This window comes from Oleiphilus sp. HI0043 (assembly GCF_001634935.1).
Genome location: NZ_LWEY01000224.1, coordinates 1 through 20,518 on the forward strand (window position 1 = coordinate 1; position 20,518 = coordinate 20,518).

The 20,518-nt window shown below is 46.0% G+C and carries 17 protein-coding genes; 3 read left to right on the plus strand and 14 right to left on the minus strand.

Annotation, left to right across the window (positions count from 1 at the left end; all coding sequences use genetic code 11):
* The 9 genes from selD to A3729_RS03585 all read right to left on the minus strand — a co-directional run.
* The coding region (selD, locus tag A3729_RS03545) for a selenide, water dikinase SelD (protein ID WP_068633175.1) at positions 1 to 1,714 on the minus strand (1,714 nt) is incomplete at its 3' end.
* 249 nt (positions 1,715 to 1,963) lie between these two features.
* Positions 1,964 to 3,460, minus strand: a complete 1,497-nt coding sequence (locus A3729_RS03550) for an ABC transporter permease (protein ID WP_068513593.1) — start codon at positions 3,458 to 3,460, stop codon at positions 1,964 to 1,966.
* 3 nt (positions 3,461 to 3,463) lie between these two features.
* Complete coding sequence (locus tag A3729_RS03555) at positions 3,464 to 4,219, minus strand: ATP-binding cassette domain-containing protein (RefSeq protein WP_068633176.1); 756 nt, start codon at positions 4,217 to 4,219, stop codon at positions 3,464 to 3,466.
* Between the two features lies 1 nt (position 4,220).
* Positions 4,221 to 5,072 (minus strand): putative selenate ABC transporter substrate-binding protein, encoded by an 852-nt coding sequence (locus tag A3729_RS03560; RefSeq protein WP_068513588.1) that lies wholly within the window; start codon positions 5,070 to 5,072, stop codon positions 4,221 to 4,223.
* Complete coding sequence (gene mnmH, locus A3729_RS03565; RefSeq protein WP_068553334.1) at positions 5,069 to 6,172, minus strand: tRNA 2-selenouridine(34) synthase MnmH; 1,104 nt, start codon at positions 6,170 to 6,172, stop codon at positions 5,069 to 5,071. Before mnmH ends, A3729_RS03560 begins: the two co-directional genes overlap by 4 nt.
* A 99-nt stretch (positions 6,173 to 6,271) precedes the next feature.
* Complete coding sequence (locus A3729_RS03570; RefSeq protein ID WP_068633179.1) at positions 6,272 to 7,045, minus strand: sulfite exporter TauE/SafE family protein; 774 nt, start codon at positions 7,043 to 7,045, stop codon at positions 6,272 to 6,274.
* A gap of 32 nt (positions 7,046 to 7,077) precedes the next feature.
* Entirely contained in the window at positions 7,078 to 7,782 is a 705-nt protein-coding gene (locus A3729_RS03575) for a pirin-like bicupin family protein (RefSeq protein WP_068513578.1), read from the minus strand.
* A 40-nt stretch (positions 7,783 to 7,822) separates the two neighbouring features.
* Positions 7,823 to 8,791 (minus strand): glutathione S-transferase family protein, encoded by a 969-nt coding sequence (locus A3729_RS03580; RefSeq protein WP_068513575.1) that lies wholly within the window; start codon positions 8,789 to 8,791, stop codon positions 7,823 to 7,825.
* Positions 8,792 to 8,875: 84 nt separating this feature from the next.
* Positions 8,876 to 9,322 (minus strand): DoxX family protein, encoded by a 447-nt coding sequence (locus tag A3729_RS03585; RefSeq protein WP_068509720.1) that lies wholly within the window; start codon positions 9,320 to 9,322, stop codon positions 8,876 to 8,878.
* A 120-nt stretch (positions 9,323 to 9,442) separates the two neighbouring features.
* On the opposite strand from A3729_RS03585, the gene A3729_RS03590 reads away from it, so the two are divergent.
* The gene (locus A3729_RS03590; RefSeq protein ID WP_068633181.1) at positions 9,443 to 10,339 is read left to right on the plus strand and encodes a LysR family transcriptional regulator; all 897 of its coding nucleotides are present in this window, start codon (positions 9,443 to 9,445) and stop codon (positions 10,337 to 10,339) included.
* 206 nt (positions 10,340 to 10,545) lie between these two features.
* On the opposite strand, the gene A3729_RS03595 is transcribed toward A3729_RS03590, so the two are convergent.
* Positions 10,546 to 13,302, minus strand: coding sequence for a peroxidase family protein (locus tag A3729_RS03595; RefSeq protein ID WP_068633184.1), 2,757 nt, complete (start codon positions 13,300 to 13,302; stop codon positions 10,546 to 10,548).
* 429 nt (positions 13,303 to 13,731) lie between these two features.
* Here A3729_RS03595 and A3729_RS03600 point away from each other — a divergent pair, with 429 nt between their 5' ends.
* Both A3729_RS03600 and A3729_RS03605 read left to right on the plus strand, forming a co-directional pair.
* On the plus strand, positions 13,732 to 16,356 hold the full coding sequence (locus tag A3729_RS03600; protein WP_068633186.1) for a LuxR C-terminal-related transcriptional regulator: 2,625 nt from the start codon (positions 13,732 to 13,734) through the stop codon (positions 16,354 to 16,356).
* 100 nt (positions 16,357 to 16,456) lie between these two features.
* Positions 16,457 to 17,323 (plus strand): methylated-DNA--[protein]-cysteine S-methyltransferase, encoded by an 867-nt coding sequence (locus tag A3729_RS03605; protein WP_068568077.1) that lies wholly within the window; start codon positions 16,457 to 16,459, stop codon positions 17,321 to 17,323.
* On the opposite strand, the gene A3729_RS03610 is transcribed toward A3729_RS03605, so the two are convergent.
* The 4 genes from A3729_RS03610 to A3729_RS03625 form a co-directional block, all read right to left on the minus strand.
* Entirely contained in the window at positions 17,306 to 18,025 is a 720-nt protein-coding gene (locus A3729_RS03610; protein ID WP_068513558.1) for an SGNH/GDSL hydrolase family protein, read from the minus strand. The genes A3729_RS03605 and A3729_RS03610 overlap by 18 nt on opposite strands.
* 21 nt (positions 18,026 to 18,046) lie before the next feature.
* Positions 18,047 to 18,415, minus strand: coding sequence for a response regulator (locus A3729_RS03615; protein WP_068508062.1), 369 nt, complete (start codon positions 18,413 to 18,415; stop codon positions 18,047 to 18,049).
* 317 nt (positions 18,416 to 18,732) lie between these two features.
* On the minus strand, positions 18,733 to 19,992 hold the full coding sequence (locus A3729_RS03620) for an HD-GYP domain-containing protein (protein ID WP_068553598.1): 1,260 nt from the start codon (positions 19,990 to 19,992) through the stop codon (positions 18,733 to 18,735).
* Positions 19,993 to 20,144: 152 nt separating this feature from the next.
* Positions 20,145 to 20,518: ATP-binding protein (locus A3729_RS03625; protein ID WP_197475527.1), on the minus strand; the 374-nt coding region annotated here is incomplete at its 5' end.

Genomic DNA, 20,518 nt, shown 5'->3' on the forward strand with positions numbered 1-20,518 from the left:
GAAGCCCAGCCTTGGTTAGAAGCTGGTTTTCATCGGTTAGACCATTAATGGTAAAGCCAAGGCTTAGTTCAGCACCTTCTGCAGTATGCCCCCCAACAATGGGCATCTCACACGCATCAAAAACCTTGCTCGCGCCAAGCATCAGATGAAGCAATTGCTGCTCAACTTTTTCTTCACTCGCAAAAGGTAAGGTCACTAAAGCTTGGGCGCTATGGGGCGTTGCTCCCATGGCAAAAATATCACCCAAGGCATGGTTCGCGGCAATCTGGCCAAAGAGGTAGTCATCATCGATGAAACGTCGAAAAGCATCGACAGACTGGACTAATAATTTATCGGCAGGAATGGCCAAAACGGCGGCATCATCCGGCTGGGACAGTGCTACCTTCGCCTTATCCTCATAACGTGTTGAAAGCTGGGCAATCACGCGATTTAAAATAGGCTGCCCCACTTTGGCACCGCAACCGCCACAACGCATACTCATCGGCTCAGCATCCACACTCGCATTTTCAGCGGGGATCATCGGCTTGGCAAGTTCACTAAAGCGGCGCATAAATTTACGGTCGATTGAATCTTTCCAGTGCCATACCCATGCGCCCGACATTGCCCAGTCACCTCTAGAGGCAATTGCAGCTTTGTCGCCAGTACTCACTAAACTCAGGAACTTGCTCTGAGGGACAAAGGCTTTTAATGGCTCACCACGTAGGGCTTTTTCAAGATTATCAGCCAAGGGTTTACCCTGGCGCACAGCAAATACACCGGCTTTAGGCCGTGGGTGATCCAGCACATCAGCAATATCACCCGAGGCAAAAACATTAGGATGAGAAACTGACTGCAAACAAGCATCCACTTCTATAAAGCCCCGCTCACTACAGGCTAAACCAGCGGCTTTCGGCCATTCAGGGGCTGACGCCGATATTGCCCAAATAATCTTGTCTAAGCTTAGTTCCCTCGGGTTTTCAGCGTCTCGCGCATCGACCAAGCACCCTTCTTCAACTTTAGACACGCGAAAATCATGATGAACCTGCACCCCACGTTTATCCAATACCTTTTGGTAGCGCTGCTGCACTTTGGCATTGTGGCTGGGCAGTATCGTGTCACTCCCCGAGACCACGTGAAAGCGAAGTTGCTCAAAGCTCGTCTTTCGGTATTTTAGCGCACACTTAAGTTTGTGCTGCATCGCTAGCGCAACTTCAACACCACTGGCACCACCGCCGACAATACCAATATCTACCGGCGAAGTGAGTTCCTTACTCAGTAGGGATTGCTGCAAGTCATGCCAGAGAGCGAGAAAGCGATCAACAGGTTTCACACCAACGCTAAACTCTTTAGTGCCTGGTATGTTTTTTAAGTCTGGAGAAGAGCCTATATCTATCGACAATACGTCGTACGAAAACGGCGGATGCTGCTGACAGAAGATGGTTTTCGCTTCAAGATCGAGGCCTGTCACGCTATCTTCAATAAAGCGCACCCCAAAACTTCGACACGCTGCGCCCAGGTCGATATGCACGTCTTCATGCTCGTAGTTCCCGGCAATCAAGCCAGGCAGCATACCTGAGTAAGGTGTGAGTACTGAATTGGAAATCAGGGTAATGCGCACACCAGGTAGGTGACGCTTGGCCAACATGCTCAGAGCAATAGCGTGGGCATGGCCACCACCGATTAACACCAAGTCTTGGCTAATGGGTGTATCAGTATTTGTCTCATTTTTTTTCACGTTTATTCCTAATCCAGCTCTTTAAGAGAGGCGGTAATCAATGGTAATCATTCGTTATCGCTCCCTCTTTAGTGCCCTAAACCTGTAGGCAGAGCCTTCCACGGCTCGCATGAAGGCTAGCACGAGGTTGATCGAGCGAGGGATAGAACCCTCTGCCTACAGTCATTGTTATTTGTTAAATATAAGCTTGAATGCCACTACTCCGCCAGTGCGCACGGCGCACCCTATAACGGGACTGTTCCTCTTACACTAACGCATATCCGGCAAGGCATTGAGCCGCAGCTTTCGCCTAATACCGCGTGATAAGGTATCGACAAGAATATTCAGCAATGCCGTCACTAAAATTAAAAACAAGGCGCGATCAAAGCGCAACTCTTCGAAGGCCGAGTCGACGTAAAAACCCAAGGTATGCACGCCGAGAATTCCCAGTATGGCACTCTCTCGTAGAATCACCTCCCAGCGGTAAAACAAAAAGGCCAAAAAGGGCCGATATAATCTGGGCGTGACTTCGTAGGAATATAGATTAATGCCTTTCGGGGCGTCTTGTCTTAGCTTAAGGTTGCGTGATGCGTTGCCAATCAAATGCGCGATAATCGCACCATTGTGCAAGCTCAAAGCCACGATCGCGGGCACCATCGAGGGACCCATCATAATCAGTAAAACAAACACCAACATCAGCTCAGGTATAGAGCGCAAAACGACTAACAAGAAGTGTGACAGATAACGGCTGCCTTTGTTCAAAAATAAGGGTGAAATAAAGGGGTACATGACTAAGGCTAAGATGCCACTGCCCACCAATGAAATCATGGTCAGTAATAAGGTATTCCAAACGCCTTCGGCCACCTGCTGCTGTATCAGAAAGCTAGCCCAGTCCCATGTCGCATACCAAGCCTCTAGCTGCCAAAGAGTTTCAGCCCCTTTTAAGGGTTCAGGCAGGATATCGTAGCTTAAAAAGCGCCATATCAGATCGGTCTGTGTACTCAGGTATAAATTCAATTGAGTCGATAACCACACCACCGCGACTAGCAATAGCAGCAATAAGCTACGACGATGACTCCAGAATCTTAAGCTGGCGATGACAAAAAAGAAGACATAGAGCACTGCCGCGGCCTGATCGTACTCGCCTTCACTGAAGAAGCTTTCGAGATGAAAGCCCAGCGTAGGCAAGCCGATAAAACCAAGTATCGCGCTGCTTCGAATACCGCACTCCAAACGATAACGCGTATACGACACGACTTGCGGCCAAGCCTGCGCCAAGCGCGCGTAAAGAAAAGCCGAAAACGAGCCTTGTGCCTGGTGGGTCAGGGCATCATTCGGCGCACGATCGCTTTCTTCCAAAATCTCGGCATAGACCTTGGCGAAGATGCCAGAAAAAGGAATGATAATCGCCAACAAGCCAGTCAGCGTCGACAAGCCAAAGAACTGCAAAAACAGCAAAGCCCAAAAAATTTCATGAATTGAACGGATAAAGGCACAGCCAATACGGACCAAACGATGCTGAAAACATTGCGCCAACAGCAAGCCGAATACAGAAGAGATCGCCACACCGACCAAGGCAAAAGCCAAGGTGTTCAGCAAGCTGACCAGCAATTCATACCAAGAGAAAAAAGACGGGCTGACAAAACCCTGAGCAATACGACCTAGCTCTCCCCAAGGGTCTGCTGTAATGATTTCAAGGTCGGCAAAACAAAGGCAAATAAGCGCCAGAAACAAAAAGCCGGAGCTGACTCGATTAAGCGTCCACATAGCTTAACGACAGAGCTTTAAGTCAGGATGCTTAGGCACCGGCGTATTATCATGTTCGCCGGTGGGCTGCTGGGTCTCGAAATCGGAATAGATTTGACGAAGCTTATCTGAGTCCAGTTCGGCAACTTGGCAATCTATCGCTAACTCACCGCCTTTCAAGCCGATGATACGATCGCAGTATTTCACGGCCAGTTCGGTATTATGGAGTGCTAAAACAACGCTCTGGTGAGAAGAGATGATCTTAGCGATCAAGCGCTCGGCTTGTAGCTCATCCACCGCAGAAACCGGCTCGTCGCCGAGAAAAATATCCCGTTCCTGGATCAGCGTTCGAGCTAATGCTGCACGCTGTTGCTGACCGCCAGATAAGGTCTCGGCACGCGCTTTCAAGTGTTCTTGTAAACCTAAAGATTGTGCAAGCAAGGCTACCTTTTTTTGAACCGCCTTCTGAGGAAAAAACAAATTCAAAGCGTTATAGAGAAAATTGTGCTTATCCAACTGCCCCATATAAATGTTATGGAACAAAGATAAACTGGGGACCAAAGCCGGCGCCTGCTGACAGAAGGCAATATCATCGGGGCGCAGCTGGTATAGTGCTTTGAGTAAAGTACTTTTACCTGCACCACTCTTGCCAAGCAGTGCGACTTTTTCACCGGCCTTAATTTCTATCTCCAAGTCACGCAGCACGGTATTACCTTGCCACGCTAAATCCTGCTTGGAGAGATGAAATATGGTTTTTGTCGGTGCCCCCGTATCAAGCATATTAGTCAATCAAACCAATGCTTTTAGCGGTATCCAAAATTGCCTGATAATCTTCGTTCTTCGCTTCAATAAAGGCTTTACGAGGAAAACGCGCTAGCAAGTCAGGGTCTTTCATATTCAACAAGGCTTGTTTAATCTTTCCACCAAAACCTTCACCCCAATGCGCGTCCACATCACCGCGTATGCTCCACTGGTAATCCTGGTACTGAGGTGTTTCCCAAATAACCTGAACCTTTTTTGGATCAATCTTACCTGCGGCTAGCTCTTTTTCCCAAACCTTGTAGCTCAACACACCAATTTCGTAGGCACCTGAGTTAACCAAAGCGGCTGTGCGTGAGTGATTACCACTAAAACCTATACGTTTGAACAACGCATCAGGCGCATCATTAAGGTGTTGACGGATATAAAACTCAGGCATCAAGCGACCCGATGTTGAACCTTTTGAACCAAAGGTCAGTGTCTTGTTAGCAATACCTTTTGGGAATTCATCACTCTTTTTTAAACCTGTAGAATGATGCGCAATAAAGTAAGTCTTGAAGAAGCGGTCTTCATCTCCCTGTGCGATCGCTTGGGAGCCTGGCACTAATAAGCGCGCCTGCACACCCGACAAACCACCAAACCAGGCTAATTGAACCTGATCATTTCGAAATGCTGTCACTGCAGCCGCATAAGACTTAACCGGCACATAACGTACCTCAATGCCTAAGGCCTTCCCTAAGTACTCAGACACTGCACCAAAGCGCTGCTCAAGCTGGGTGCTGTCCTGATCAGGGATGGCGGTAAAGGTAAAATCTTTCGCCTGCGCGCTCACCGCTAGGCTAAACAATATGATCAAGGTACTGAATAATTTCATTTTGAGTAGTGCTCCAATAGTGCGTCTTTGCTTCCCCGCAATACAATTCTTTCAGCCTTCTTTGAGAGCTGATAATCGTACATTGGGTCGTAGTAATCTTTTAGTAAATGTTCGATCCACTCCCGGTGAAGGCCGTAAGCCTCATCAGATTCTGAAGCAGAAAATTGTTGTTTGATCGCTCGTGCCATCATTTGCTGTAGATGATTCTTTCGCTCGCTACCCAAGCGGCGTTCTATTCTCCCTAAACTCTCAAACAGATAGTTAGAGAAATTCTCAATGCCCTGCTCTTCACCGTCCCGGCTTAAGTAGGCTTCGGTCATATCAATCACATAGTCTTGAAGCACTACATCGATTCGTTCTTCCAAAGGCGTTTCTAAGACAATTAAAGGGCAAGCAGACATGCGGTCTTTCAAAGTCAAAGGCAAAGCACACCGGCCAATCAAACGACTTTCGTCTTCCAGAAATACCGTGCCGCTATTTTGATGGCGCGCTTTTAATAGGGCGATGGATAGTTTGTTTTCAAAATCTATTTGGCTAGGTTGAGGGGTCAACATTCGACCAAAGCTAGAACCACGATGATGAGCCAAGCCTTCTAGATCGACGTAATTATTGAACTGCTTCAAAACGCGTGTTTTACCGGTGCCCGTTCGGCCACTAATAACGGTGAAGTCCAGCTCGCTGATTTGCGTTTCCATTTCGTCAATCAGAAAACGACGCATGGCTTTGTAGCCGCCTTTTATCAAGGGGTAATCCACACCTACGTCTTTAATCCAGCCTTGTGTGGTTCTTGATCGCAAACCACCCCGAAAGCAATACAAATAGCCCTGGGGGTTCTGTTTAGCAAAAGCCAACCAGGCCTCAAGCTTTTGGGCTTTATTTTCGCCACATACCAGCTCGTGTCCTAGTTCAATGGCACTATCCTGGCCTGATTCTTTATAACGAATACCAATCAAACGCCGTTCTTCATCATCCATTAAGGGTGCGTTGAGGGTATTTGGAAAGGCACCTTTATCGAACTCAACCGGTGCTCGAACATCCATTAGCGGAATATCATTCAGGAAAAGTTCGAGGTAGTTGTCTGTATCAGGTCTGTTGCTCATAGTGCTTAATAGTCAGGCGGTGCAAAGAAGGGGGAGATTATAGGGAAAATGCTTATGTAGAGCCATGCCTTATCTTTAAAACACTAGAACCAAAAGGCTTTAGAGCGCCACACTAATGAGTAAGCCAAGCCCTGACAGAAATAACAAACCCTTACACGCAGACATGAAATGGGCTTCACTCATTTTTGTATGCAAGCGATGTCCTAAAGTCGAACCAAGTAAGCAAGCCGGTAACAAAATTATGTCGATAATCAACAACGACGACACAGAAAAACCACTCTGTGACTGGGCGGCTAAGGCATACGGAACGATTTTAACCAGATTCATCATCGCAAAAAACATGGCAGCGCTTGCCAACCACGTGCGCTTGGGTAATCGTATCGTGGCCAAATAAATATTAATCGGTGGACCACCTGCGTGTAGCAATGTGCTGGTTAAACCAGACAAGGTCGCCCAAAAAAGACCTGCATAGGGCAGGTGAGCCAAAACGGGGCTCAACTGTTTCCACAGCGCGAATGCAATGCAAAATAAACCAAGCAAAGACTGTAACAAGCTACTGGACAATCCACCCAATAAATAGCCACCCGCGATGATGCCGACCAGTGCCGCGGGGCCGATCACTTTTATTTCTTGCCAGTTCACGCTGCGCCAATAATAGTGCATCGTCTTTGCGTCCATCACAATGAGAAGCGGCAACATTAAAATAGCGGCAACCGGCACGGGCATCACGAACGATAGTAATGGTACCGCGATAACACCCGCTCCTCCGGCAAAACCAGATTTTGAGATCCCCGTTATTAACACGCCAACCACGGCTAGCCCCCAAAATAGCGGGTCAAGCAATAATAGGCTTAGGTCATCAGTTGCATTCATCAGAATGTTTTCTCGCGTTATATTACAAGCAATTATCTTGGCGGGAGGTCAAACCAAAGAGCAGTCAAGCCTTCATCTTTGGCCGTAATAGATAGCTGATCTTTTATAATACCTAGACCATCACCTGGCTTTAATTCAAGCTTGTCAGTCGATGTAACGCCAAGTCCCTCCCCCTCAATTACATGCAAATAACCCACTCGCGCTTGAGCCGTCAATTCGTAGCGTTCTCCGGCGTTTAGCTGCAAGCGAAAAAGGCTCACATCCTGGTGAATACTTAGGCTACCGTTGCTTCCATCTGGCGTTACCAAAGCTGTCAGTGTCGAAGACTGTAAGATGGGCATTTGCTCGTAACTAGGTTCAATGAGTTTTACATTTGGACTGATCCAAATTTGCAAAAACTTCAATGCTTCGGTTTTAGATGCGTTAAATTCAGAGTGCATAATCCCTGACCCTGCGCTCATACGCTGAACCTCTCCCTCAGGCACTATAAAGTGATTTCCTGTGCTATCTCTGTGCTCGATAGCCCCCTCCAATATATAAGAAATAATTTCCATATCTCGATGACCATGATTATCAAAACCCGCACCGGGGGAAACCTCATCATCATTGATGACTCTCAGTACCGAAACTCCCATGTGATCGGCGTCGTAATAGTGACCAAACGAAAAGCTATGTTGGCTATTTAACCAAGAAAAGTTGGCCTTACCTCGTTCGTCAGCAGCTCGATAATAAAGCATGACAACTCCTTACTTTTGATGAAAATAGTGACTGAGATCGTTAGTTAGCTTTTTCCAACTGGTCTCGATCATGGGGTAAATCGAAATCTTGTTCAGGCCCTAAAGGAATGACCCCCGTCGGATTGATCGTAAGGTGACTGGCGTAATAGTGGGTTTTGATATGCTCAAAATTCACTGTCTGGGCCACCCCTGGCACTTGATACAGCTCGCGAACATAAGAACTCATCGCGGGGTAACTCGCTATCAGTTGTCTATTGGTTTTAAAGTGTCCAAAATAAACAGCGTCGAATCGAATCAGTGTCGTAAATAGACGCCAGTCAGCTTCGGTTAGTGTTGATCCACACAGATAACGCTGCTTAGACAGTACGCCTTCTACCCAATCTAGGGCATCAAATAATTGATGGTAAGCGTCTTCATAGGCTTCTTGCGTCGTCGCAAAACCTGCACGATAAACACCGTTATTAATGCAGTCATAAATTCGCTCGTTAATCATATCAATCGACTCACGCAAGCCCTCTGGATAATAGTCATCAGTATTGCCAGTTAGGTGATTAAAGGCTGAGTTAAACATGCGAATAATTTCAGACGACTCATTACTGACAATCGTTTGGGTCTGTTTATCCCATAAAACCGGTACCGTAACCCGCCCCTCGTATTGGCTATCAGCGCGCATGTAAAGCTGGTAAGCGTATTGAAAACCGTACAGCGGGTCGGTAACTTCCCAACCGTTTTCTAACATTATCGGGTCGACTACCGTCACATCGATATAATCTTGTAGATTCTTCAGCTGGCGAAAAATCAACGTGCGATGAGCCCATGGGCACGCCAACGAAACATACAAATGGTAGCGGCCTTTCTCTGCCTTAAACCCCTTCTCACCCTGCGGGCCAGGTTGACCATCGGCGGTCAACCAACTTCTGAAGCGACTATCTTGGCGACGAAACTCACCTCCGCTATCGCTCGTGTCATACCACTGATCAACCCATTTCCCATCTTGTATTAAGCCCATGACCTTGTACCTCAATAACGATTATCAAAGTGCGATGTTTTGAGTCGCACTTAACTATCTGAATCTGATTAATCAACGTGTTGGCTAAACAGTCTTGTACGATAAAAGTGCCTTATCAATACTCAAACTACCTGCACCTCTAATCGTTAAGGTTGCGCTGATAACCAGTAATGCGAGCGCAAACTCATAACCGTTAGTTGCCATAAAAAATCCATTTTCAATGTGAGCCGTGACAATCGCCACAATCATAGTGATTGCCAGTACCAAGGCCGCTGGACGAACCAAAAAGCCAACTATCAGCAATAAACCGGCGAAGAATTCGGCACTCCCTGCAAGCCCTGCCATCAAGATACCGGGCGATAATCCAATCGACTCCATCCAACCCGCCGTTCCATCCAATCCATAGCCACCAAACCAGCCAAATAGTTTCTGACTGCCGTGTGCGGCGAATGTGATGCCCGCGCCAATTCGGATAGGTAGCGTGTCTAGGCCCGCAGTCGTTGTGCTGATTTTGTTGAATAGTGCTTTCATGGCGTGTTTCCTCTGTGTTTTGATTTGATGAAATAAGTGTATCGCGCTGAAGAACTTCCAATAAGCGCCAATATCTGTTTAGAATGATCTAATAATTAGAACAATCTTTATGGAACCGTAATGATTAGAAACCCGATCACTATTGAAGCCTTAGAAACCTTAGATGCGATAGATAGACGAGGAAGCTATGCAAAAGCATCTGAAGAATTGAACAAAGCCACCTCGGCCGTTTCTTATGCTATTCAGAAGCTCGAAGAACAATTGGGTATCACTTTGTTTCAGCGTCAAGGTCGACGCTCGGTATTAACCCCCGCAGGGCAGCGAATTTTGCAAGAAGGGCGAAAGATTCTGATGGCGACTTCTCAGCTGGCTAATTCAGCAAAAGAAGTTGCCACGGGTTGGGAGCCGAAAATACGAATCGCGATGGAGTCCACGCTGAATCAACCTGTACTATATGATGTGCTGTCTGACTTTCTGGCCGAACACGAAAATGTAGAAGTTGATCTAATTGAGTGCGTACTTAACGGCGGCTGGGAAGCACTTGAGCAAGACCGCGTAGAACTCCTTGTCGGCGCGCCAGGACCGGTACCATTACAAAAAGGCTTCCGCGCAATTCCACTAACAGACACCGACCTAATACCGGTTATTGCCACGTCCCATCAACTTGCTGAACTCGCCTTAGATACACAGAGGCTCACCGAAATACTGCCTAAGTTAAGACGCGTTGTTACCCATGACACCTCAATACTGGAGGTGTCGCGCAGCGCCGGGCTCACAGATGCAGGGAAAACCTTTTATGTACAAACCATGGATCAAAAGGTCGAAGCCATATTAGCAGGTATAGGTATTGGTCACTTGCCGCGAAAACGTATTCACCAAGCCATTGAGAGTGGCAAGCTGAAGGAGCTTAAGCTTGCTAAGGTAAATAATCATGAATGCTTTATGGCATGGAAACTCAGCAATAAAGGCAAAGGTCTGCAGGCATTAACTCAATTACTGGCCACTGCAAAGTGGTAGGTGACAGCGTCAGACCAACCAAGCACTCCCCTCCTTCAGTAGGGCTTCTCAGACTAGAAGTATAAAAAAAGCCCCGAAGTCTCGAAAGACTCCGGGGCACAACTCCCTTCATTTTGACTGATCCGCCTGCTCTAGAACAGCCAATATGTTATTTACCAAAGTACAGATTGATAAATACAAGGGTTAGGCTAAGTTGAAATCCTTACTTATTGATCCTCTACACGCTGGTGGTTGAAGAAAACACCACCGTCACCAAAGGCCGAGCTGATAAACTCAGAACTTAGGCGAATCGTACCAACTTTCTTAGCACTATCACGACGAGATTTCGCATACTTCTTATGAAAATACGGGAAGATAGAAGTGCGAATTTTCTCGCTCGTTGCGTAGACGTCATAGATAGGCGTACCTTCTGGTAAGCTTTCCAAGTCGTCACGGAAGTCATGAGAAGCACTTGAGAACAAGCCCTTCACTTCTGGGCGCGGAACAAAGTAAACCTGCGTCGGCGTAACAACGCTGCTTTCTTTGGTGCCATCTGCGCGAACCTTCGCCATCTTCTCTACAGAAAGCGTGGTTGGCTTAGTCGAAACTAGTGAGAACAAGGCTGTGGTACCCAAAGTTTCGTTCACTTCCTTGTCAACGTACTGCGACAACTCATTTGCAAAGAAATCATGGTTACCACCTTGGCCTGATAAGGTGTATAACGCCGAGACATTGCGTGAGTTTCTACCGTCAACGAACACTTTCCATGCTAAGCCTGGAGCAAAGCCACGGTCATTTGGGTCACCCGTGACTGACAGGCGCAATAAGCCACACTCTGCACCTTTGAAGACACCTGTATAAGGGTGGCCAGAAGCAGGTTCAAAAGTAGTGGTCGCCATAGCTGCGTGAGCATGGATTGGCTTTTCATAACCGAGTGGCGCGACATCGTCCTTACGATTTACTTTTTCCCAAAGTACCGTATTAATCAGGCCACCAATATCGACATCAGTTAACCCTGGACGCTCTCCTGCATCATATTCAGTACGCATTGCACCGTTCGTCCATAAGAGCTGCTCTTTATCACAAGCTGACCACTCTTTGTAGTTATCTGGAATCTTCAAACCCCATGGTTTAAAGGCATTATCTACACCCGTTAAGCTTAACTCTAGCTCGGGGAAGTGACGACGAATCACGTCAACCATGGTGTTATTTTCTACCCAGTCGATACCTTCTTGCGTGTACACTTCAGGTGTATAGCTTTCAGTATAGAAACGGTCTGTCATCAAACGACGAGAAGCATTCAGGATAAAGACCTGGAAAGCCGTCTCACCAAAGGCAAAGCCATCAGGACGCACTGTTTCAGCTAGCTGACCCACCAAAGCATCGATCTGCTCAATGTCATTGTTATAAACACGCTTCAATTCAGTCAAAGTTGTAGGGTCTTCAGTTAAATCCTCAAACTTGGTAATCGGATTCAAACCAATCTGGCGACGGAATTCGTTGTAACGTGGTACACCACGCTCACGGTCACGAATAATATCGATTGTTGCCAAGTCAATATCGCCAATTAACGGCATTGAAAGGTTACGCAAAAACTCAGGATAGTTGTTTAGCGTCAAGGAACCTGGGTGAGTAATGCCGAAGGAGTACCATAGACGATCGCCGCCCTGATTATCGAGAATATCTTCTGCATCGCCATCACGCGTGTCTTCAATATTGATACGCTCAGAAACAACATTTGAACCGATATCGTAGATATCTACCGCATCACGTAGTAATGGGTGCATACGATAAACCGCAACGAATTCCTCAGTCAGTACATAAGGAACATCATAATTATTTGGTTTGCTTTGGCCAACCAAACCACCAAGGATATGGTCAATTGCGCCTGGCGTGCTTAACTGTTCAGCTTTTTCAGGATCAAATAATGCGATGGTGTTAATGAGCCAGGAATTAGGACCTTTGATATCGTCCGTCACATTTTGGATCAAATCACGTGTTTCAGGATTACGCGCGATACCCCACCAGTTTGCTTCCATCGACAACTCTAATGCAGGGTTGGCGATAATTGCAGGCGTCCATTCAACTGTGTGAATCTTCGCCATCAAGGCAGAGTTGATCAAGCGGGACTTATCAAATAGCCACTGATCTGTCGCGTTTGGATAGTTTTCCTTCAGCTTGTCAGCAATAGCGTTATGCTCCAAGGTGAATAGCTGGTGCATCATGCTAAGACCTAGCCACCAGTTGTCACTAAAGCCAGTAACCGGCACGCCACTCCAGAAGTCTGTTGGCAAAGTACCATCACTTTCAATAGCGAGCTTACCATCTTCAAATGAACGAACAGAATCATTGGTTTCTTTGTTGCTGCCGTAAAGCTGTGAGCCATCCCACCAGTGAGTATTGTGGTTACGGTAAGTCGCTGGCAAGTAAGCATCGTCTTCAACGCTACGATCCGGATCAGCAGTTGTACGTTGTACAGACATAACACCCGTACCTAAAGGGTCACCTGATGGTAGAGGCACTTCGATATCGTTATCGGTCGCATTAGGGCCGTGGCTCACCCAATCGTGAACCATGAATTGAATCCATGACGCCGCAATAAAGTTAACGCTGGTGGCGGGCTTAAATTGCTCACGCTTCATCAGCGAGTTACTGACTTCACGCGGGTTAGGGCTCAACAAGGTACCGTCTTCCGTTTCACCAAAGGCGGCTTGAAGCTCGACGTTTCGTCCAAAGCGCATATGGACAGAACCTTCTGACGGGTTCTCCAGAATATTACAGGTACCATCTTCTGTTCGAGCGGTGTGGCTTCGCTCATCACAGACAATACCTTCGTTTGCTAGTTCAAAGTCTTCTGTCGAGATCATATTGTTCTCGAGCAGCTCACCTCGTTCCAAGCCAATTATTAGTGCAGCGCCTGCTACACCGAGTGTGCCGTATTTGACCAGGGCCGGCCAGGTTACCCATACCGAGTTAATAATCATGTGTCGTCTCTCCGTCCATTATTTTTGTTTTCTTTGACAAAAAACCCTTTCCCTAAGCAGGTGCATATTGGGGGATACGCTCGACCCCTGCTTGAGGAAAAGAGGACAACTTTTGTCAAGTAACCGGCAGGGTAAGGATAGTGTTAAAACTTTAACACCCTCCTAAAGGATGGGGAGATACAAAAATCAAGGTACACTCGATCTCTTAAGCCTGTTTCAGCCTGAGTTCAAACGTTAATAGATAAATTACCGACAATTACAGCAAAAGTCATAAAACATGGCCTATTTCACACTTTGAATAGTGGTATTTCACAATATTTAAAAGCGCTATTGAGATCGAAAAGGACATAATGCAGTCTTAATTAGTAGACGCATGTATGCCATATAGAGTCAGAACAATAACAAGGAATCAGGACGAGCGGTGGCACTATGAATACTCATATCAAGCGAGATGATCTAATAGCACTATTGGATAAGGGGCTAGGCTACCCTCTTGTTCTCATGGTGGCACCACCCGGTTCCGGAAAGAGTGTTTTGCTGGATCAATGGGTAACTCGGCAAAAATCCATTCATACTGAATGTCAGACCTTGCAATTCCAGACCTCCCCAAAGCTTAATGAGGGCAACGCATTATTTGCGTTAATATTTGAGTCCCTGAAAAATATCGCGCCGCTATGGGATGCTTCATTTTTTAACCTTTTTAAAGATGACTCCGAAGTAAAGCCCGAGCAAATCATTGAGGTTTTCATTGAAGCCCTAACACAAATTGATCATCCATTAGCGATTGTCTTTGATGACTTTCACCACATAAAAGCCAGTCATATTCATAAGACGCTAGAACGCTTAATCAGCCAATTACCGAAGCATGTCACATTTGTTTTATCATCTAGACGACACCCCCAATTTTCGATTGCAAAACTAAAGCTGCAAGAATCTGTATTGTTGATAGATGGCAATGATTTAAAACTAGATGAAACAAACCTGCTCGCATTAAATCAAACCATTGGCGGTTCCAGCCTACAGCCCAATAGAGTCAATACCTTGCTCGACCAAACAGAAGGCTGGTTCGTCGGTACAAAACTAGCACTACTTGCCTACGACAAAGTTGGCGAATCTGCACTAGATAGCTTTAGCGGTAGTCAGCCCGAATTACTGAATTATTTTGGTCACGAAGTCCTTAATAAGCTCACTCCTAGCGCTAAACGCTTTGTACTATCGACAGCTATTTGCAAATCTTTCAATCAGGATCTTTGTGAAAATGTACTGAATATCGACTACTCGGCGGCCAGTCTTGAAGAAATCACTATGCAAGAGCTGTTTCTTTCGCCAGAGCCTAATAATGCTGGGTGGTATCGTTACCACCCGTTGCTACAGGACTTCTTACTAAAACGCCTGGAAATTGAAGAAGGCCCCGAACATATCAAGCACTTACACTTCCTTGTCGCCAAATACTTCCTTGAGCATAAGGATCTCGACAGCGCGATCTATCACGCTAGACAATCTTCCGAGCAAAGCTTCTACTTCAAGATTCTAGAAGATGCTTGCGCGGGCTGGATAAAACAAGGAGAGCTTGAACGAGTCACAGACAGCCTAAGTAACTTATCAAGTGAAGACTTTACACAGCACCCTGAATTACTGATCAATCAACTTTATGCTTTATCATTTACCCGACGCTTCAATCAAGCCGGGTATTTCCTCGAGAGACTTAAGCTCGCCTCTACAGCGGGCTCGGGCACGCTAAAATCTCATTACCAGTTCTTTCATTATCTACTCAAACTCTTTCAAAGTGACTCGGAAGTTCTGGCTCCCGATCCGCAATATGCCAAGAACCTTGCAGAGGCGCCTCAAGAGATCCTCGGCTTTGTAAAGGTACTGGAGGCCTATGCCCTGATGTGCAGCGGAAACTTGAGTTCTGCTTTTCGGCTGGCAAATGAGGGTAAAAGTATCCTGAACCAGAATCAGCATCACTTCTTCGAAAGCTTTGCCAGCTTAGTCATCATTTTATGTGACCGATATTTAGGCAGGGGTGTCGAGGCTATTCAACTGATGAACGAAGTGTTTCTGCCTATTAAACATGGTGACAGAAACCCGCTATGGGCAAACCTGGCGACCGGTATGATGGTAGTAGAATATGAGCAAAATCAGCTGGATAAGTCACTGGAATTGAGCACGCAATTAATCCCACTAGTTAACCACTCCTGCGCAACGGAAGAAGTAGCGACGGTTTATCTATATAGCTCCCGGGTTTTTCATATAAAAGACCAATCGTCCAAAGCAAGCCGCTTACTTGACCAACTTGAGCGTATTTTATCTTTAGGTGACTATCAGCGCTTTAATAGCCAAGTAGTTCACGAAAAAATGCGCCAGGCGTTTCGTAGCGGTTCTTTCTCAGTTTGTAAGCACATTTTCGAAAAGTACCACTTAGATGAGTTCATCAATAAAGGAGTTTGGCAGAAATCCGGGCAATATGAAGAGCACCGGGAAAGAGGTGCACTGGCTGCCGTATATTTTTTGATATCTAAAGGTCGCTTTAAACAAGCAAGCGACTTGCTCGAAGATATCGCCCAGTTGCTAGACCGGAACAATATCACCTCACGAGTATTGATAGCACGCTGCAATATCGCCATGATTGCCTTTAGGCAGGGTAACACTGATGCGGCGATCAGTCTGGTTAAGCGCCTCATTAGCCGTTATGGTTTGGTCTGTTTTTCCCGCAGTGTATTTGATGAAGCTCCTGGGCTGGAACTGCTCTTCCAGCAAGCGGTTAATGAATCCAGAGTGGCCCTGCCCACCATTTTTACCGATATTTTTCATACCTTGGTAGCAGCTGGTGATAAGTTCCAAGACCTGATTCAACCAGCTCACCTGCTGACCGACAAGGAACTCGAAATATTTGAGCTTCTATCCACTGGCCTAAGTAACGCGGAGATTAGTAAACAGTCTGGTATTGCTTTATCAACGACCAAATGGCATTTAAAGAATATCTACAGCAAGCTAGGCGTTGAAAACCGAAGCGCTGCTCTGGCCTTGGCACATAAAACACAGCCAGCATAATCCTTAAAATGAGCAAGGATCGGGTCGCAACGCCTTGCCGTCTTCTCTTATACTGACTTATCACCAAGCTCTTCAGTTTATGAGATTTCAGGAAGGCACCATGACACGGTTTGACGAACAGCACCGCCATTACCAGATAGTCGCTCAAGCGATCACTTTTCTTGACGCTAAACAGGGTCAGCAACCCAGTTTAAGAGCGGTATCCGAATATGTTGGCTTGAGTGAGTTTCACCTGCAGCGTGTGTTTACTCAATGGGCGGGGGTATCACCCAAGCAGTTCTTACAATTTCTGACCAAGCAAAAAGCCAAAGCTTTACTTAAGCAACACTCTGTCTCTAATTCCGCTTACAACAGCGGCTTAAGCGGGAGTGGCCGACTTCACGATCTGATGGTTCAGTGTAAAAGCGTGACACCTGGCGAATATAAAAGTGGTGGCCAAGGCGTTCAAATAGACTATGGCTTTCACCCCTCTCCCTTCGGTTATTGTCTGCTAGCTCTGACTCAACGAGGCTTATGCAAATTGGCATTTCTTGACTCACTGGAGCTTCAAGCAGAAGGTTTGGCTGAGATGAAGCGCGAGTGGCCACATGCTGAACTAAAGCAAAACCAAGCGAGCACATTAACTACCCTAAAACGTATTTTCGACTCTGGACCAGCAAACGAGAACAAGTTGAACTTGCTCTGCAAAGGAACGCCTTTCCAACTGTTGGTATGGGAGGCCTTACTGAAGATTCCTGAAGGCGAGTTGCGCTCTTATCAACAGGTTGCTGAGCAAATCAATCAACCAAATACTACCAGAGCCGTCGCTTCAGCCATTGCGAAGAACAATATTGCCTATTTGATTCCCTGTCACCGGGTCATTAGAAGTACGGGGGAGATTAATCAATATCGCTGGGGAGCAGAACGCAAAAAAGCGATGATCAGCCTGGAATGCTGCTCGACGATACCTTCAACGCTGGGGCAATAAACAACGCTCTTTAAAGTGCTCAAGTAAAGCTTCTGACCATAAGCGGTAAGCCTGCGCACTGGGATGGAAGCCATCACTGGCAAAGAACTCTTTTTGCATAGGAAACTGAACACTAACAAAAGCTAAAGCCTCATCTAGTGCTGCCTGTTCGTTCAAAGCACTATTCATTGCACGAGAACGACGCCCCAAAAACCAGCGAAGTGGCTGAGGTAGAGCCGGAAATTCATGCATGGGAGGTACACTGCTCAAGAAGATATGACGCGCTTGAAACTTGTCTTGAAGCAGCAGTTTTAACTCTCTTTGCTGCTCTAGCCAGTGTTTCAGTCGTGTCCCGCCGGTTATATCATTGACACCTAAGGAAGTAATGACAACATCGGTTTTAAAAGCCTCAAGCGCATGTAGGCGCTCTAGCATCTCAGATGTCTTCAAGCCTGTTTCGGCTAAAAGGCGCCACTCGATAGCGCGGTACTGCGACAGTTTCGACACCAGCTGCCCTAAAAGCGCATCGTTCTGACTATCAACGCCAACACCTGCAGCAGCTGAGTCACCTAGAATTAAGATGCGCAAAGGCTCCCCGTTACCTAAAATACCTTCACGGCTACCTTCAGGCTCAGGAAGTTTAGGCGTCACTTTTTTAGTATAGATTCCCTGCGGAACGAGAATAGGTGACAAAGCCAGGGTGAGAAGAGCATCATCGATCATAATGGCAAGAATTGCTAAGACTTAGGCAATATCCAACAGCTTTTCTATGGCTGGTTTGAAGCGCTGAGGACTCAAGGGCTTTAGAATCCAACCAGTTATACCGGTATCTTTACCTACTTTTTTCAGCCTAGGGTCTGACTCAGTTGTTAGCATCAAAATAGGCGTTTCTTTGTAAGACTCCATATTCCTCAATGCAATGGCTAAATCAATTCCCTTCATATTAGGCATATTGTGGTCTGTGATCACTAGGTCAAAGTTCTGCTTTTTCGCCAAGTCGAGCGCTTCCAAGCCATCCTCAGCTTCGACTATTTTCAAACGTTCATCCTTTAAAACAAAGGTAACCATTTCACGAACGGTAGAAGAGTCTTCAACAATTAAAATAGATCTCATTTTTCAGGCTCAGTATTAAAAGTAAATATTCGGTGAGGTGCACAACTCACTTAAGTTTAGCAGCTCTTTCAAGGGTAAAACATAAATCTTCAATGATTGGTTTACTGAGCCCCAAACGCTTAATGTATTTATAGTTGGTTTAAGTGCTGCAAAGGAGCAATGAGCTGTAGCAGAAGAAATCAATCACAACGCAGTAAAAGGGTTCACAACATGGCCGAGAAAGCGTCTAAGGGCGCAAAACAAACTTCTAAGACTGCCGCAAGACTGTTAGCGCTTTCGTCATTCCTTCAAAGTTCAGTACCAGGCTTTAAGGTTTATTACTGTACTGCAAGGCCAAAGTTTAAGCCTTTGGCCTTGTATTCCTTAAGCTGAACGCCAAAGGCCCCGTCTGTATATATTTCTTTAACTCGAAGCGGCTTACCATGCTGATCTTTTTGCTCATTACTTAGATCAACAATCCGTTCAGCACAGCTTTTCTTCTCAGTATTCCTGACAATAATCAGTTTGGGGCGAAGCTTATTGTTTCTTTGGCACGATAGGATAATACCAACTTCGCCATTGGTCAGCTCAACAATATGCCCCGGTGGATAAATTCCTACTAAGCGAATAAAAGCTCGAACAATTTCCTCATCAAACTGCTGGCCACGACAATCGTAAAGAATACGCAAACCTTCCAATGTCGAACGTGCATCACTATAAACCCGGTCACTGGTAATGGCATCGAAAGCATCCACCACGCTAACAATTTTAGCGAAGAAAGGAATCTTTTCAGCAGTCACCCCCCTTGGGTAACCCTTACCATTGAGATGTTCATGATGACAATACGCAACATCAACCGCGACCGGAGGCACGTCTGATTTAGACATCAGCAGCTTGCGACCATGTGTCGCATGTTCCTTGACGAGTTCATATTCCTCGGAATTTAAGGATCCTTCTTTATTCAGCACCTCGATGGGTATATTAATCTTTCCCACATCATGCAGCATCGCCGCAACGCCTAGGTCTTCAAGCTCCTTTTCCAGCAGCTCCAGCTCACGCCCAAGTGCAACAGCCATGATAGATACACGTAAACTGTGTTCTGCCGTGTAATCATCTTTGTCTTTAATCTGAGTTAGCCAGAGCATGGCATTAGGGTTTTTTAGTACGCTTTTCACGCAACTTTTAACAGCTGTTTTTACCTCAGTGGTATTTATCTCCTGAGATAGACGGAGGGCACTAAGGGCATGATCAACTGTCTTCTTCGCATAGTCATAGTCAGATACGGCGACAGCCAACTCTCGTTCAACAGGTACTTTATAAATCCGGCGACTTTTGACATCAGTACGATTCTTTCGTTTTTCCCTATAAGTAATTTCTGTCTGAGTCACATCTATATAAACATATTCACAATACTCATTCAGTTGATCGATCTCTTCTTCACTGCTAATCAGAAAACCTTGAAACAGAAACGGGGTATCAACCCAAGGTCTATCCAATTCTACAACATACATACCAACACGAAGCTCAGTCGTCGCTATCTTTTCGCGAACCAATTTCTTATTGATATTGTAATGGTTGTAATTGTGCTCACCGATCATCCAGGTGCCCTCTACAGTTTATTGACCTTGTTAGTTTAGCCTATAAAAACACTAGTGTTAATTTGCATGTAAAACTGACCCGGCTTTTGCACTTAATTTTGACCCGCCTGAGAGGCCAGATTATGGCCTGAACTTTTCTTTTATTTCCAGTTTTAAATTCGTTTATTAGTAGATTCTTTGTAGCGGTAACTTTCGTTACCTGTTTCAATGATGTGACAGTGATGCGTTAGTCGATCAAGTAATGCGGTTGTCATCTTTGCGTCACCGAAGACTTGGCTCCACTCTGAAAAGCTTAAGTTAGTCGTGATAATCACACTTGTTTTCTCATATAGTTTGCCTAGCAAGTGGAATAGTAATGCGCCTCCCGTTTGACTAAAGGGCAAGTAACCAAGTTCATCTAAGATAACCAAGTCTGTATGGCTTAACCTGTTCGCAATGCGTCCCGCTTTACCTTCGAGTTTTTCTTGTTCAAGTTGATTCACAAGTTCAATGGTCGATAAGAAGCGCACTCGTAGTCGGTGGTGTT